Genomic DNA, 15647 nt, shown 5'->3' with positions numbered 1-15647 from the left:
GTTCCAACCCTTTTTCATGAAGGTTCTTATTGCCACAACTGCTAGCTTAGCTATGAAGTGTTGCGCTTATTCCTGTATGCACATCAAGCGTTGCGTAAATTGTTTATGAGAGACGCAAATACGTGGGCTTTCTCTGCTGAATCGGTAACAACGAGAACAGTATCGTTCCCTGCAATAGTTCCCACTACTTCAGACAAATCTGCCGCATCAATTGCAGCGGCAATACCAGGAGCTGTACCAGGCTGAGCTTTCACAAGCACCAAGTTGTCAGCACAATTCACATGCTGCACAAGCTCCGAAACCATACGCTGCATATGTAAGTCCTCAGCGAGCACATATACGCCCTCTGGAAGCTTTCTCAAACCCATATCTGCAATATCACGAGAAACCGTTGCTTGTGTACAAGCAAATCCTTCTGCCTCAAGTTCTTCTACTAATGCATGCTGAGTCTTAATCGACTTTCCACGCACAATCTCACGAATTGCATCCTGGCGACTATTCCGCCTTTTAACCATTGGTACCGCCCCCGTTCGGACGACGTTTCTGTAATACGTATGCCGGGTTCGGCGATACATACTAATAGTTGCATAATTGGTCCTGAATTTAATGATTAAATCGGCCCAATAGGTTTCCATTTCATTTCAACGAATAAACTATAGGTAAATTCCCAATTTTTAGCTATACAAATACCCATTGATACGGGACAACGCCATATTGTCCACCAAGGCCAACCCGTATAAAAGTAACTAAAAGCCAACAAGCAACCATACCTAAAGCATATGCCTGACGGAGATCTTTATTTTCAATTCGAGTAAGCGCCCAGGGAAGTTGCAAGATTAACAAGGGAAGAAAATACCGAGCAACGCGATCGACAATTGCAGGAAGAAAGAAGCCTGACAATAACAGCGAAACACCTAGTGCCTGACAAACCCCTAAACAACATGTCCAGAAATCCCATGTTTTATCATGCCATCTCGCCCAGCATACAAAGAGAAGCATGACAAGCGCTGTAAGTATTGAATCGATATGAGGGTCCGCAGATGCATAACCACCTGCTCCAGCTACGAGATAGCGACCAAAGCGCTCACCAGCCACTGTCGGCAGCAACCACGCTCCACACACCGAAAGACCTACCGTACTTATCAGCGTTACTGCCACCATACGTTTGCTGTTGAGTGGCAGATAGAAAAGTGGATAAACCGCCAGCCACAGCAATGCGCTTGCATGGAAGCTTGCGCCAACCACTACCCACAGTGCATATCGAATAAAGCACTGGATCTTATCCATACCTCTGTCGTTTTTGATCCATATAAACGCGTTAAGAACACAGGCAATTGCCATCCATTGTCTTACGATATTTAACGACTCAAGATACAAGCCTGCTACTAAAAAAAGCGCCACTGACAGCGTGGGGTCTGGAGATAGCTTTTGGCATGCCCGTAGAACAAGGCCAATAATAAAAGCAGACGTTACCACAAAGAGCCACTGAGCATTTTGCGTGAAGAGTCCCAATACCCTAATAAGAAGGACAAAACCTATATCCATCCCTTCAGAGATGGATCCGCCTGAAGTATAGATATCAAAGAGCTCCTCATAGCCTTGATAACGTGAGTAATCCACTCCTATGTCATGGCGTAAGGCCGCAGGAATAAAGAGCACGAGAAAAGCAAGGAGCCATAAGCAGCGCCGCACAGACAGCTTGTCGGTTGTAGTTGCACCCTTTGTGAGAAGCACTGCACTCAAGCCAAGGGCAAGATATACCATCAAAGTCGCTTATCCTCCCCTGCGCACATTCGCCGAATATGCCAAACAGCCAACCCACCTAAGAACCCAATACCTGTACCAACAAGAATCGTTGAAGCAAGTCTGTCCATAAGCACACCAGTTGCCCTATGCTCCAATTCATTGCTTGGAACCACATCGCAAAGCGCGTAAGACTCCAAGTTGGTATTGTGATCTTCAACTGCTTGAGCAAGGTCGCCTTTTGCTGCTTCTATACGAGCTTCCGCATCCGTTTGTTCTTGCGCAGAAGCAATGAGTACTAGGTCTGAATCTCCCAGCCATACGACATTCCATATGGATGGCGTCGTGCCTGTAGATACAAGAGCTGGAATCATGGCAGATGTCGCCACATCTCGCGCAACTTCACGAGCAGAAACCAAGTGAGCATCTGATTTTTGCTCAACCTCTACATAACACACCTCAATGACGGATCCAGGCATAAGAGGCAGTCCCAAGCTCTTCAGGCCGATAATCAACCCGATTATTAGCCCGAGTAAGCCACCGATTACCGCTGGAAGAAGGCGCAGATATTTTGAAAACCAAGCCATGGCTTCTCTGCCCAGCGTTATTTCTCGCTACTTGCATCGAGCCACTTTTTACGGCTCGCAAAATTCCAGATCATAACAATACAGGTTGCAAACACTTTTACCGCTACATAGTAAGGTCCGCCATCATAGTTGACGCCCATATCCTCAAGCACCAGCTCGCCGCCCCACATGACAAACTCATTCAGAGCAAAGCCAACAATTGAAAGTACGAGAAAGATGGCAAACTCACGAGCTTTTGAAAGATCCTCTCGATGCGTAAATACAAAACGCATTGACGCGAGGTAGTTGAAAATCAGCGACACAATAAATGAGATGGCCGCAGCTATGATTGGATCAATACCAAAACATTCATGAAGAAAAACAAGTACACCAAAATCGATAATGGTTGCTATGACTCCAACAACCCCAAATTTAAGAAACTGTTCGATAAGCTTGCCCATACACACCTCTCCTGCACACCGCATAGGTGCCATTTGAAAGTTCTTAGCTACGTAATTATGTCTTTATCGATAACACGATAACCTGTTATTGCTCCGCATGCCGACCTGCAGCACGCCCACATGGAAAGAACGCTATTCTTTTCTTTATATAAGCATTCGTATATATAACCGTTGTCTTGCATGAGGTATCGAGACAGCATCGATCGAAGGGGTCAAACTATGCCACAATCCGAAAGACCACGCCAAGAGCGCAGGCCACGTCAGGCACGCTCTTCTCGGCAGGGCTCAGGACAAGGACGTCGACCCTCACGCCAGGGATCAGGCCGTCAACATCAGCAACAAGGCAGAAGGCTCAGAGGACGGCACGACACTGGGTATTCGCTGCAATCACATAACATCAACTTTCGCGACGGTCGGTCTTTGCCCGACAGGCGTTTGCTGCTTCTAGGCGGAATAGCGATTGTTATTGTCATCCTTCTGCTTGTGCTCGTTTCTAGCTGCATACGCGGTTGCACCAGTAATAAAGACGAGACCGTCGATGTTGATCAATCAAACGCACGTGTGGCCTCCGGCATTTCCGATACGCTTACAAACGAGCTTGACTCCGCTCTTTCCGATGCTGATAAACTCGAGGAAATTGCTAAGAATGCCGATAAGTACTCGAATGAATCCATTGTTCAGCTAGCCCTGAGAGAGCCTGAGGCTATCGATTTTGTTTCGAAGGTACCAACAGCCGAAAAGACCTCTCAGTCCTACACCGATACGGTTACTCAAGGCACAGTCCCAGAGCTTTACGACTGGGATGAGCGTTGGGGATTTGTTGACTATGCAGGGCTCCCTCTCGGAGTATCAGGCTCGGGTCCAACCTGTATGTCTATGGCATATATGGGACTCACAGGATCTAACGACCGCTCACCAGCAGACATGGCCTCCCTTGCCGCTGATGGAGGTTATGCCTCTGGAGATGCCTACACAACGGCAGAGTTCTTCAGCTCAGAAGCTGCTGGCATAGGTCTGTATTGTGAAACGCCAGAGGTTAGTGCTGGAGAAATTGTTGCATCACTCCAGAATGCTCACCCCGTCATTTGCCTTGTTCGCGCAGACACACTTACGGAAGATTCGCACTATGTCATTTGTGTCAGCCTCAATGAGGATCAGGCGGTAAATGTCTATGACCCCACCTCAAGCGAGGTTGCAAAACGCCCTTGGTCGGCAGCAACTATCTCTTCGTATAGCGAGCAGATTTTTGTCCTTCATCTTGCAGACAACACTAATACAGATCAAAACACAGATGATGAAAACACAACCAATAACTCCTCAAGTTCAAATACGGGAGATTCTTCCAGCTCAAATTCTGGAACTTCTTCCAACTCAAATTCTGGAGAAACAAACACTGAGGAATAAGTAGACTCTGTGGGACTTTGTATGAATTTGACAGAGTCAGCTGAGAGCAAGCGTCTGCTGCTTACGTAAACATTTCCTCAACTTATTGAGCTCACAAAGAATGCCCCTGACTCCGAGTTAGTCAGGGGCATTAACGTAACGAATGTATGTCGTTAAAACTACATTCGCTTACTGCTCGACAGCATCCTTAGGAAAGAATAGCCTCGGAAGCCTCGCGAAGCTTATCGCGAACCGCCTCAGACTCTTCGCGTGTGGCACCCTTTGAGAAGAGATATGCCTTCACCTTGGGCTCCGTACCAGAGGGACGGAAGATAACTTTATTATCATCCTCCAAACGGAATTCGATAACGTTAGCGGAAGGAAGTGTCTGTGGAGCTTCCTTTTGCAAACCAGAAACACGTGGCATCTCGGCGCCAGCAGCATAATCGGTCATACCAACAACCTTATATCCTGCAATTTCTGCCGGAGGATTTTGACGCAGATCGGTCATAATCTGGGCCATCTTCTCTGCACCTGCGGCACCAGGGAAGGAAGCATTGACGGTGCCATTAAGGTAGTAGCCATATTTCTTGTAAAGAGCATCCATTGCCTCATAAAGGTCCATGCCAAGCTCTGCATAATGTGAAGCCATCTCTACGCAAAGCATTGTGGCAACAATGGCGTCTTTATCGCGTGCATGCGTACCAACCAGGTAACCATAGGACTCTTCGAAGCCCATGAGGAAACGATCCTCTTCGCCCTCATCTTTGAGCTGATCAATCTGGTCGCCAATATATTTAAAGCCTGTAAGCACACGACGCATCTCGAAGCCATGATCACGGGCAAGGGCATCCGGCATAGCGGAGGAAACAATTGTGGATACTGCAACTTTACGAGAAACATCTTCACCACGGTCAGCCGCCATAGAGGCAAGCCAATCCATGAGCAGCACGCCCATCTCGTTGCCCGAGAGCAATACATAGTCGCCATCGTGAGGAATAGCGGTACCCATACGGTCGGCATCCGGATCGGTGGCAACTACCAAATTAGGCTTAACCTTCTCTGCAAGCTGCAGTGCCAGATCGAGCGCCTCACGAAACTCAGGATTGGGATAGGTGCACGTGGGGAAATCGCCATTCGGCTCGGCCTGCTCTGGGACAACCGTTACATTCTCAACGCCAATCTCTTTCAGGATACGGGTTACAAGCTCCATACCTGTTCCGTTGAGCGGCGTATAAACGACAGAGTAGTCATCAGAAGCTTTAAAACCAGGAACCGAAACCTTTTTGATGTTCTCAATAAAGCTATCGAGAACTTCCTCGGGCGTCCACTCGATAAGCCCCTTTTCGATTCCCTCGTCAAAATCCATGCAAGCAACTGCAAACGGATCGGCCTGAGCAATGTTGGCAGAAATCTCAGCTGCCGCCTCATCTGTAATTTGACCACCGTTGTCGTTGTAGACCTTATAGCCATTGTAGATGGCAGGATTGTGCGATGCAGTAAGAACAATGCCCGCAGACGTATGCAGATAGCGCACGGCAAAAGACAGCGTAGGAACCGGCTCAATACGTGGATAAACATATACATGAATGCCATTGGCCGCTAAAACACCGGCTGCTACACGCTGGAAATCTTCACCCTTGTTTCTTGAGTCACGCGCCAGAGCAATCGTAGGATTCTCATAATGTGCATTGAGATAGTCTGCAACACCCTGAGTTGCCTGCGCCACCACATACACATTCATGCGGTTTGTACCAACGCCAAGCGTACCACGAAGACCTGCTGTACCAAATGCAAGGTCACGATAAAAAGCGTCGACAAGACCATCCTCATCCTGAGCAGCTACGAGCGCCTCAAGCTCCTCTTTAAGATCAGGGTCTGTCACATTAGCACGCCACAGTTCTACTCTTTCTTCAATAGTCTTGTCCATTTGACATCCTCTTTGTCGTATCCTTCGACTTTGGTGCACGATGTCACAGGCGTGCTTCATAGAACCAACCTGAACACCAAGCACAATCCCAACTAGACCACATGGTATCGCTCACGTGCCATTTATGCGTCGGGCATGGGTAAACGCGCTCTGTTTTCGGCGAGAAGAAGGGTGTGAGCACATGTGCAGACACTTTATGAAGATATAATCATTACATTTATTATTTATCTCTCTAACAACAACCTTTTTTATCGATAAGAGCGGCGCAAAACCCCTCATGAAGAAAGGCAGACGATGGAGTTTGTAGCTACCTGCCCCAAGGGCCTTGAGAGACTGCTTTCTGCAGAACTTGCATCTCTTGGTCTTACCCAAGTACGCGCTCTCACCGGACAGGTAACCTTTTCAGGCAGCATCAAAGATGGATACCGCGCCTGTCTTTGGTCAAGAATTGCCTCACGCATTATCTGCATTTTTGAGCGCATTGATGCTACTGATTCCGATGCACTTTATGAAGGTGTTGCTCACATCGCATGGGAGCATCACATTCCGCGCGGCAAAAGCATTGCCGTAGATGCTCATGGCACAAACGAGAATCTGAGAAATACACAGTTCATAGCTTTACGCACCAAAGACGGTATCGCAGATCGTATGCTCTCGCGTGCAGGCATTCGCATCGCCACAGATCCCACTCATCCAGATCTGCGTATTGCTTGTCGTATTCACGAGCAGCGTGCTGCTATTGGTATCGACCTTTCAGGAGACGCGCTGTTCCGTCGTGGATGGGAGCTTTCCCACAAAAACAATGCTCGTCTTCCCCAGCTCAGAGCCGACTATGCCGCTGCCCTCCTGGCTTATGGGCAGTGGTTTCGAAACTGTAGGCATGAAGATCCTTCACTTATTGTTGGCTGTGCCGGAGCTGGCTCCCTTGTCATCGAAGGTATTTCTCAGGCACTCGATCGTGCTCCTGGGCTTCTCCGCCCCCATTGGGGATTTGATGCCTGGGCAAATCACGATGCAAGCACTTGGGATGCACTTTATGAAGAAGCGCAAAGCCGATCTGAGCAACAAGCAGCACGCAATGTACATGTCATAGCATGTGATTCTCGTCGTGGATGGGAGTCTACCATCAGAAGCGCTCTGAGAAGTGCAGGAATTGCTGTCGAGCCCATCTTACTGTCTACAAATGACACGTCTTCGTTACAAGATGCAATTGCTCAGCTTCCCTCTACCCCGCTGGCACTTATCGATGCCACGCTTGCTGAACCCGATAATCTCCCACTACAAGCCTCCATATTGAGCAGCGCATCTACCATAGGTAAAACGCTGCCAGCTTCTACCCCTCTTGTAGCTCTATCTCCAGATAGCACACTCGATGCAGCCCTTCGTTGCCAAGCTTACGAATCGAGTGAGATTCTGTATGCACGCAGCAAGGCAACGTTGCGTTCTTACCATCTCTCAGAGCGTGAAGGAAATCCTGTACAGGTGATCGTTGGGGACAACCATATAGTCCCAGTCCTGATTCCTACCTCTAATCAATTTGCCGCTCGACTTACAAAAAAGTATCGCCGTCTGAGGAAATGGGCTCAGCGAGAAGATATTCACTGCTATCGCGTGTATGACGCTGATCTTCCCGATTACGCCGTCTCTATCGATTTGTTTGAAGGAATTGCTCGACCGAGCAAAGCAGCAGGAGGTGAGCTTATTCCTTCGGGCCGCTGGTGTCTTATCTCAGAGTACGCTGCGCCATCGGAAATTGATTCAGATCTCGCTCGCAAACGGCTGCTCGATATTCTTGCCATTACACCAGAAGTGCTGAACGTGCATACGAATGATATGTACATCCGTATTCGTACGCATTCAAAGGGTGGGTCCCAATACGCACAGACCTCAATCTCGAGCCGTCATAAACAACAAGCTCGCCACAAACGCCCCAAACTCATTGAAGAAGGCGGTCTCACTTTTGAAGTCAACTTCGATGACTATCTTGACTGTGGTATTTTTCTCGACCATCGCGAAACACGATCAATGATTCGTGAACTTGCGAAGCGCGTCCCAGCTACTGGCAGATTCTGCAATCTTTTTGCTTATACAGGAACAGCAACCTGCTATGCAGCTGATGGAGGGGTAAACAACACCGTTACCGTTGATCTTTCAAAAACATATCTGGATTGGGCGCAGAGAAATATGCGCCACAATGGCTTTACCGCAGAAACCCATCGCTTCATTCAGACAGACGTTCTTTCTTGGGTAAGCGACCAGCGACACGAGCATGAACGCTATGATCTCATCTTCTGTGATCCACCAACTTTTTCCAACTCTTCGCGCATGCGTAAACGCTCTTTTGATGTTCAGCGCGATCATGCTGAGCTTCTTATCAATATTTCCCGCATCCTCAATAAAGACGGGGTTTGCGTGTTTTCCTGTAACTTGCGCTCTTTTAAACCGGACATTGAAAAGCTCACACGAGCTGGCGTTGTTCTTGAAGATATTACCAAGCAGACCATTCCGGAAGATTTTGCGCGCAATCCCAAAATCCACCACTGCTATCTGGTAAAACGCGCCCCCAAAGCATCACAGCCGAAACAGCTATCGCAAACAGAAAAGCCTGGAGCAAGAAATAAGCCTCGTCCTACCAATGCAAATTATCGGCGCAATTCCCAGATAAAACATAACAAGAAAGATCAAAAACGTCCGATGTATCTGCGGCACTCATAAACTGATTAAAGACTCTGCCTCTAATACGTGTATATATTCCGTGTCGCTGCTACAATGTGCGACGATGTTATGGATGTGTTGTGCTTTTAAGCATAACCGTCGATGCGACTGGAACCACATAAGCCGTATCGGTACGTACACAAGGAGCCATAGAAATGGAAACAGTTTCTACGCCCGCTCGCCCGTCAGGCGTAAAATCGCGTCGACCCAAGTCGGCGGGCATACCGCTTAGTGCGGGCATGTTGCTTGTTACACTCGGTGTCGTATATGGAGATATCGGCACGAGCCCCATGTACACACTTAAGGCTATTACTTCAGGCAACGGCGGTTTGGCCACCATGACTACCGACGTGGTCTTGGGAGCCCTTTCACTCATTATTTGGACGCTCACGCTTATCACCACCGTTAAATACGTTCTCATTGCCATGAAGGCAGATAACCACAATGAGGGCGGTATTTTCGCTCTTTATAGCCTGGTACGGCGCTGTGGCAAGTGGCTCATTATCCCAGCCATGATTGGTGGCGCTGCGCTTCTTGCAGATGGCATTCTTACTCCAGCTGTTACCGTTACGACAGCGATTGAGGGCCTCAGAACTATTGATTTCTTCTACAGTTTTATCGGCGATGGCCAGCAAGTAGTAATTATTGTTGTTATCTGCATCCTCTGCATACTTTTCTTCTTGCAAAAAGCCGGCACATCAAAAATTGGCAAAGCCTTTGGTCCTATCATGACCCTTTGGTTTTTGTTTTTAGCAATTGCCGGTATTCCTTATATCTTTGCTAATCTTGGTATCCTGCGCGCTCTTAACCCTCTGCGCGGCATTATGTTCCTGTTTAATGGCAACCTTAATGCTGCAGGAATCATGGTATTGGGCAATGTCTTTCTCTGCACCACAGGTGCTGAGGCGCTTTATTCTGACATGGGACATGTTGGTAAAAGCAATATCTATGCAAGCTGGCCGTTTGTAAAAGTCTGCCTCATCCTCAATTATCTTGGACAGGGCAGCTGGCTCATTGCCAACCGTGGTAGCGAACAGCTTGCAGCTATTAACGATCTCAATCCATTTTTCCAAATGCTGCCTGAGCAGACGCGCGTGTTTGCTGTTGTTCTTTCAACGTTTGCAGCAATTATTGCTTCTCAGGCGCTCATCACTGGTTCGTTTTCGATTGTTTCGGAGGCAGTGCGCTTGGACCTCATGCCTCACATGCGCATTAACTATCCTTCAGAAACAAAGGGTCAGATTTATATCCCCATGGTCAATAACATCATGTGGGTTGCCTGTATCGGTGTTGTTCTTCTCTTCCAGAGTTCGGCTCATATGGAAGCAGCTTACGGCCTGGCAATTACGGTCACTATGCTCATGACCACCATCCTGCTCTTCAGCTACCTATCCAAAATTCGTCATAAGAAATTTTTGGCCATACCATTTGCGATCTTCTTTGGTGCTATTGAGTTCATGTTCTTCTTCTCAAGTCTCACCAAGTTCTTCCATGGTGGCTATGTCACGCTTCTTATGGCGTCTGCCATCTTTGCCATTATGTATGTCTGGCGTCGTGGCACAGCCGTAGAGCGCACTCAAACGGTCTTTCTGCCTGTTGATAAGTATCTCGATCAGCTCTTTGATCTCAGCCACGACGAATCGTATCCGCTGCTTGCTGATAACCTCGTCTTTCTGACAAACGACTCTTCTCTCGATAAACTCGATCGTGACATCCTGTACTCAATTTTGGATAAGCGTCCGAAGCGTGCCAAGGCCTACTACTTCCTAAACGTACAGGTAACTGATGAGCCGTTTACGCACGAGTTTGTCGTCAATAGCTTTGATACCGACTTCTTATTTAAGATCCAGCTACGCCTGGGCTTTAAGGTTAACCAGCGCGTTAACACCTATCTCTATCAAATTGTTGGCGATCTCATTCAGTCCGGCCAGCTGACCCCACAAGATCACAAGTATTCGATCTACCGCGAACACAGTGCCGTTGGAGACTTCCGCTTCTGCTTAATTCGTAAGGTCCTATCCCCTGAAACAGCTATTTCCGGATTTGATAGGCGCTGCATGGAAGTGAAGTACTTCATCCGCGGCCTCTGTGGTTCACCTGCTCGCTGGTATGGCCTCGAGAACTCCAGCATTGTGCTTGAGTTTGTTCCACTTTTTGCCAAGACAAAGCGTCAACATAAGCTGATCCGCATTCCTCTCTCTGAGACTGCTTTTGCTCATCAAAACAAGATGACGCACACTGCATCGAACGATGATGACGATGAGGATATTTTCTCCGTCACCATGCGCTCAGAGCGCGTAAAGAATGTTGAGGAAGCAGAAGAGCGTCTTGTCGGTGGTGATACTGCAAGCTTTAAGCCGCTTCGTCTTGACCAGGAAGAAGACGACGAAGGAGAGTTTGAAGAGACCCCAGAAGACACTGAAAGCACTCAAGAGTAGCTTTTCATTCCTTCTTACAACGAGAAAGGGTGCTTGCAATTTGCAAGCACCCTTTTTTACAAGACAAGCTCTTACTCAAAACAAGCTCTTACCTAAATCTGGAATAGCGTTTCGAGATACTGAGCAACACCACATTCATCATTTGATGCCGCGATATGGTCTGCTGCAGCTTGCGCCTCAGGCGTTGCGTTTGCCATTGCCACACCATCGCCTGCTGACAAGAGCATAGGTACATCATTTGCCGAATCACCAAATGCCACTGTTTGCTCTGGACTTACACCAATAAGCGAGCTTATCCATTCCAAAGCAGCGCCTTTTGTTGCACGGGAATCCGATATTTCAAAGTTGCAGGACATAGAACTCACACAAGAGAGATGCGAGGTCTGCTGAGTTATGGCCCGTATCGCCTCAGCGTCTGCCGGATTGTGCCAAAAGACTGTTAAGCGTTCAATACAGCCACTCCACTTTTGAATGATCTCTTTGAAAGGCATGTCCACGGGCGTCCTCGTAGCTGTAACAAGTTTAAGCACATGAGGATCGTCCACAAACTCTGGCAAGCGAGCGTAGTCACCTGAACTCGTCATAACCCCCTCGTCGGTAAAAATGTCGAGAAGAACATCACGCCCTTCTAAAGCGTTGACAACAGACAAAATTCTATCTGCGTCCAAACGAACAACACGTAATGTCTCGCCTATCCTTCCAACTCCAGTTTGAGGATCATGTACAACTGAACAGATAACGGCTCCATTGGTGTGCGCTACAAAACGCGTAGCTGGATGGTTGAGAATCTCAGATGGAATGGTGCGAACAAATCTCCCTGTACATGGGACAAACACCCCTCCATGCTCAGCCAGCACATCAAGAGCCTTGAGGTTAAGCTGAGGCACGCTTTTATCGGTATATAAAAATGTTCCATCCAAGTCAGAGAAAACTAAAGGAAGTGTTTGAGACATCCTCTTTACTCCAGAACTGTCGTATGAACTCAACTATGAACGTTCGGCTATTGGACGGTAGGTACGGTTACCACGCAGTGCATTGTTATATGCCGGGCGGATAATGCGTGCAGCACCATAGAGCTCTTCCATACGATGAGCTGCCCAGCCAGCCATGCGGGCAATCGCAAAAATGGGAGTATAAAGGTCCTGCGGGATTTTGAGCATCGAATAAACAAACCCGGTATAAAGGTCAATGTTTGCACTCACAACTTTGTTGGTACCCTTCACGTCATGCATGACTTCGGGAGCTAAACGCTCTATACGTTCGATAAGATCAAACTTGGCTGCTTGCTCTTCTCCCTTTTGTTGTGCGAGCTTTCGCGCATAGCCTTTAACAATCTGTGCGCGCGGATCGCTCTTGGTATAAACCGCATGACCAATACCATAGATCAGGCCTGCGCCATCAAAGGCTTCTCCTTTAAGGATTTTGGCAAGATAGCTTGCAACCTCATCATCATTTGACCAATCAGACACATGATGAGCAATGTCATCAGCCATTTCACCGGCTTTCGCATTTGCTCCACCATGCTTGGGTCCTTTGAGCGATCCCAATGCAGCAGCATACGCAGAATATGCATCAGTTCCCGAGGAAGAGAGCACGCGGCAACTAAACGTAGAATTATTGCCACCACCATGCTCGGCATGAAGCATCAACATGACGTCGAGCAACATAGCTTCATCATGGCTAAAGCCTTCTTCACCGCGAAGGACATCGAGAACCGTCTCTGCCATCGAATAGTGTTCGCGTGCAGGCGGTACGAGCAGCCGCGCGCCACTTGCTTGTGCCATATTTGCTTGATGTGCAACAGCTGCAACACGAGGCCAACGACCGAGCATCGAAAGCGCAACGTCAATCTCATGCGTAGGAGACGTATCATCTGGCGTGCGATCAAAGGCGTAGAGCATAAGCGTCGCACGCTGCAGAACATTCATGATTGAATGACTGTGGTTTGGCCGCGGGAAGATATTGAGATAACCCTCAGGAAGCTGACGACGCGATGCCACACGTGCAGAAAAATCCTCGAGCTGCTCTTGCGTGGGCAGAGACCCCGTCATGAGAAGATAGGCAACTTCTTCATAGCCAAAACGATCTTCACTTTGTGCAGCTGAAACTAAGTCTGCAACATGATAGCCGCGGTACATCAGATCGCCCTCATCGGGCACAACCTTACCGTCAACCTTGTTGTAGCCATGCACCGTTGAAACAGTAGTGAGACCCACTAAGACGCCAGAGCCATCAGAATTACGAAGTCCACGTTTAACGTCGAGCTCCTTATATACTTCAGCAGGAACCTTATCGACCTTAAACATGCCTTCATAGAGCTGGTCTGACACTGGCGGTCGACCAAGACCAACAGATGGCATGGGGTAGGTATCGGCTACATGCTTAAGTGCAGTAGTCTCACTTGCTGGAATAAATCTGAACGTTTGTTTTTTCGGCATGCACAACCTCCTTCGCTCCGCAGGCGGGCTCAGGAGGCGCCCACCAGCTTGTGAGCGCTTAGAGCCGGTACATAAACCGGAATACCTCTTCACGCTGCATAGTTATCTGAACGTCAAGCTGCTCGCAAAGACCATCAAGTTTGCCTTGAATTTGCGAAAACGCATCCGCCACATCAGGGAGCTCTACGAGCATCGTCATCGTAAAAATGCCCTGTAAAATGGTCTGAGAAATATCGAGGATGTTCGCTTCATACTCGGCTAAAACACCTGTAACTGCTGCCACGATACCTGATCTATCGCTGCCCAGAACAGTAATGATCACCCTATTACGCGGGGACTCCCCGGTCTCGGCCATAGTTCCTCCTCGCTCCACGTGCGACTGAATAATTGTACCCTATTAACTCCGATTAAAAAATCTGCGGGCACTATTATGCGTCTTCATGCTCCTCTGCAACATACTCAGAGTCATGTTCACGCAAAAGCTCCCCTACTTTTTCGGGAGTGGAATGCAGTGCACAAGCAAGCTCAGAAAGCGAGCGGGTCTGCGCTTCTTTTAAAATCCGTTCATACGCCACGGGCGGCTTTTTATTTTGCGCACGAACCATAGCAATGCGATGGCGGAATGTTTTTACGACACACATAGAGTCACGGCAGGAACCGTGCTTCATTATGTCTTTAAAATGCTCTTCTTCAAGAGCGGTGCTTCGACCCTTATAGTCGTCTGTTGCAAGATTATCGTAATTATCGATAAGGCCTTTTGCATCATCAGCACTCACAACGGGACGAAGGCGAGATTCTCCAGACACAGGAAAACTGATTTCAAGCGCATGACGACGGCCTACCGGCAACAGCTTATACGCTGCAGAAGGGCCGTCTCCTACTTCGACAACCTGGCAGACGCCCTGACCGGGATGAACAATGTACTCTCCAACCTTAAACATCCCCACCCCTTTCATAGTGTTCTTTTCATACTATCACCAATAAGTAGTTTTTCTTAGCCGTTAATTGATTTGTCATTGAATTTTGACGAATGAGTGTCTATTGTTTTATCTTTTTTATCTTTCGTTCACTGAAAGTTCTTAACGACATAATTGCCCTGCGACATTAAGACAGATGAGTTCATTCCTCTTGCATCGCTACAATTATTCCAAGCACGCTATTCAATGACATATATCGGAGTTGAAACGTTATGGATCGAGACGAGCTCAAAAAATTATTAGATCACGTCGCCGATGGCTCCATCTCTCCTGAAACAGCACTTAATGATATTTCACTTACACCAATTCAAAATATTGGATATGCCCAACTCGATCTCGCCAGAGGAATTCGACAAGGCACTGGTGAAGTTATATATGGTGCAGGTAAAACAGCTGACCAAATAACCGGTATTGTTACTGCGCTGCATGCTTCAGGACAGAAACGAATTCTGATTACGCGCTTAGACAAACAGAAAGCTCTTGCTGTAACGTCTTCGCTATCACAGCATTCTCTTAAGCTGAACTGGGATGAAACATCACATCTCGGCATTATTGGCGAAAATGCCAAGCCAGATGGAACTGGCACTATTCTGGTTGCCTGTGCTGGAACAAGTGATTTACCCGTTGCCGAAGAAGCAGCACAAACAGCTGAGTTTTTAGGTAACAGCGTTGAGCGACTCATTGACGTGGGTGTAGCGGGTATTCATCGCCTTTTATCACATGCTTCACAAATCGCAGATGCACAGGTTATTATCGCTGTCGCAGGTATGGAAGGTGCTCTTGCAAGCGTCATTGGGGGCTTGAGCAGCGCTCCAGTAATTGCAGTGCCTACAAGTGTGGGCTATGGTGCAGGCGCCCAGGGCATTGCTGCTCTTCTTGCTATGCTCAATTCTTGCTCATCCGGAGTCTCCGTTGTAAACATTGATAATGGTTTCGGCGCAGGATTTCAGGCTCACCTCATCAACCATGTTGGATGCAATCACTGAGGAGATGAAG

At 47.9% G+C, this 15647-nt stretch carries 13 protein-coding genes; 4 read left to right on the top strand and 9 right to left on the bottom strand.

What is annotated here, in order from left to right:
- Positions 1–83 precede the first annotated feature (83 nt).
- From ACQY6Y_RS06075 to ACQY6Y_RS06060, 4 genes are all read right to left on the bottom strand, one after another.
- Positions 84–515, bottom strand: coding sequence for an arginine repressor (locus ACQY6Y_RS06075; RefSeq protein ID WP_428379418.1), 432 nt, complete (start codon positions 513–515; stop codon positions 84–86).
- A 163-nt stretch (positions 516–678) separates the two neighbouring features.
- Entirely contained in the window at positions 679–1764 is a 1086-nt protein-coding gene (locus ACQY6Y_RS06070) for an EpsG family protein (protein WP_428379417.1), read from the bottom strand.
- Positions 1764–2330 (bottom strand): hypothetical protein, encoded by a 567-nt coding sequence (locus ACQY6Y_RS06065; protein WP_428379416.1) that lies wholly within the window; start codon positions 2328–2330, stop codon positions 1764–1766. The genes ACQY6Y_RS06070 and ACQY6Y_RS06065 overlap by 1 nt, the downstream gene beginning before the upstream one ends.
- Before the next feature lie 17 nt (positions 2331–2347).
- Positions 2348–2770 carry a GtrA family protein gene (locus ACQY6Y_RS06060; protein ID WP_428379415.1) on the bottom strand — a complete coding sequence of 141 codons (423 nt, stop codon included), beginning with the start codon at positions 2768–2770 and terminating at the stop codon, positions 2348–2350.
- A 219-nt stretch (positions 2771–2989) separates the two neighbouring features.
- On the opposite strand from ACQY6Y_RS06060, the gene ACQY6Y_RS06055 reads away from it, so the two are divergent.
- Positions 2990–4174 carry a hypothetical protein gene (locus ACQY6Y_RS06055; RefSeq protein WP_428379414.1) on the top strand — a complete coding sequence of 395 codons (1185 nt, stop codon included), beginning with the start codon at positions 2990–2992 and terminating at the stop codon, positions 4172–4174.
- A 187-nt stretch (positions 4175–4361) separates the two neighbouring features.
- Here ACQY6Y_RS06055 and ACQY6Y_RS06050 read toward each other — a convergent pair whose 3' ends face one another.
- Positions 4362–6083 (bottom strand): phospho-sugar mutase, encoded by a 1722-nt coding sequence (locus tag ACQY6Y_RS06050; RefSeq protein WP_428379413.1) that lies wholly within the window; start codon positions 6081–6083, stop codon positions 4362–4364.
- A 294-nt stretch (positions 6084–6377) separates the two neighbouring features.
- Here ACQY6Y_RS06050 and rlmKL point away from each other — a divergent pair, with 294 nt between their 5' ends.
- On the top strand, positions 6378–8798 hold the full coding sequence (gene rlmKL / locus ACQY6Y_RS06045; RefSeq protein WP_428379412.1) for a bifunctional 23S rRNA (guanine(2069)-N(7))-methyltransferase RlmK/23S rRNA (guanine(2445)-N(2))-methyltransferase RlmL: 2421 nt from the start codon (positions 6378–6380) through the stop codon (positions 8796–8798).
- Positions 8799–8953: 155 nt separating this feature from the next.
- Positions 8954–11236, top strand: coding sequence for a KUP/HAK/KT family potassium transporter (locus ACQY6Y_RS06040; RefSeq protein ID WP_428379411.1), 2283 nt, complete (start codon positions 8954–8956; stop codon positions 11234–11236).
- A 92-nt stretch (positions 11237–11328) separates the two neighbouring features.
- On the opposite strand, the gene ACQY6Y_RS06035 is transcribed toward ACQY6Y_RS06040, so the two are convergent.
- From ACQY6Y_RS06035 to ACQY6Y_RS06020, 4 genes are all read right to left on the bottom strand, one after another.
- Positions 11329–12189 carry an HAD family hydrolase gene (locus ACQY6Y_RS06035; RefSeq protein WP_428379410.1) on the bottom strand — a complete coding sequence of 287 codons (861 nt, stop codon included), beginning with the start codon at positions 12187–12189 and terminating at the stop codon, positions 11329–11331.
- Between the two features lie 33 nt (positions 12190–12222).
- Positions 12223–13674, bottom strand: coding sequence for a citrate synthase (locus ACQY6Y_RS06030; protein WP_428379409.1), 1452 nt, complete (start codon positions 13672–13674; stop codon positions 12223–12225).
- Between the two features lie 58 nt (positions 13675–13732).
- Complete coding sequence (locus ACQY6Y_RS06025) at positions 13733–14029, bottom strand: ACT domain-containing protein (RefSeq protein WP_428379408.1); 297 nt, start codon at positions 14027–14029, stop codon at positions 13733–13735.
- A 73-nt stretch (positions 14030–14102) separates the two neighbouring features.
- Positions 14103–14615: a CarD family transcriptional regulator gene (locus tag ACQY6Y_RS06020; RefSeq protein WP_428379407.1), complete on the bottom strand. Its 513-nt coding sequence runs from the start codon at positions 14613–14615 to the stop codon at positions 14103–14105.
- Between the two features lie 248 nt (positions 14616–14863).
- Between ACQY6Y_RS06020 and larB the strand changes: the two genes are divergently transcribed.
- On the top strand, positions 14864–15637 hold the full coding sequence (gene larB, locus ACQY6Y_RS06015) for a nickel pincer cofactor biosynthesis protein LarB (RefSeq protein ID WP_428379406.1): 774 nt from the start codon (positions 14864–14866) through the stop codon (positions 15635–15637).
- The last annotated feature ends 10 nt before the right edge of the window (positions 15638–15647 follow it).

This window comes from Olsenella sp. Marseille-QA0557 (genome assembly GCF_965119725.1).
Classification (GTDB): domain Bacteria; phylum Actinomycetota; class Coriobacteriia; order Coriobacteriales; family Atopobiaceae; genus Coprovicinus; species Coprovicinus avistercoris.
The sequence above is the reverse complement of the archived record's forward strand: the minus strand, read 5'-3'. Positions and strand labels throughout refer to the sequence as shown.

Coding starts and splice junctions, on each gene's coding strand:
- ACQY6Y_RS06075 (WP_428379418.1), bottom strand. CDS start 515: ATGGTTAAAAGGCGGAATAGTCGCCAGGATGCAATTCGTGAGATTGTG.
- ACQY6Y_RS06070 (WP_428379417.1), bottom strand. CDS start 1,764: ATGGTATATCTTGCCCTTGGCTTGAGTGCAGTGCTTCTCACAAAGGGT.
- ACQY6Y_RS06065 (WP_428379416.1), bottom strand. CDS start 2,330: ATGGCTTGGTTTTCAAAATATCTGCGCCTTCTTCCAGCGGTAATCGGT.
- ACQY6Y_RS06060 (WP_428379415.1), bottom strand. CDS start 2,770: ATGGGCAAGCTTATCGAACAGTTTCTTAAATTTGGGGTTGTTGGAGTC.
- ACQY6Y_RS06055 (WP_428379414.1), top strand. CDS start 2,990: ATGCCACAATCCGAAAGACCACGCCAAGAGCGCAGGCCACGTCAGGCA.
- ACQY6Y_RS06050 (WP_428379413.1), bottom strand. CDS start 6,083: ATGGACAAGACTATTGAAGAAAGAGTAGAACTGTGGCGTGCTAATGTG.
- rlmKL (WP_428379412.1), top strand. CDS start 6,378: ATGGAGTTTGTAGCTACCTGCCCCAAGGGCCTTGAGAGACTGCTTTCT.
- ACQY6Y_RS06040 (WP_428379411.1), top strand. CDS start 8,954: ATGGAAACAGTTTCTACGCCCGCTCGCCCGTCAGGCGTAAAATCGCGT.
- ACQY6Y_RS06035 (WP_428379410.1), bottom strand. CDS start 12,189: ATGTCTCAAACACTTCCTTTAGTTTTCTCTGACTTGGATGGAACATTT.
- ACQY6Y_RS06030 (WP_428379409.1), bottom strand. CDS start 13,674: ATGCCGAAAAAACAAACGTTCAGATTTATTCCAGCAAGTGAGACTACT.
- ACQY6Y_RS06025 (WP_428379408.1), bottom strand. CDS start 14,029: ATGGCCGAGACCGGGGAGTCCCCGCGTAATAGGGTGATCATTACTGTT.
- ACQY6Y_RS06020 (WP_428379407.1), bottom strand. CDS start 14,615: ATGTTTAAGGTTGGAGAGTACATTGTTCATCCCGGTCAGGGCGTCTGC.
- larB (WP_428379406.1), top strand. CDS start 14,864: ATGGATCGAGACGAGCTCAAAAAATTATTAGATCACGTCGCCGATGGC.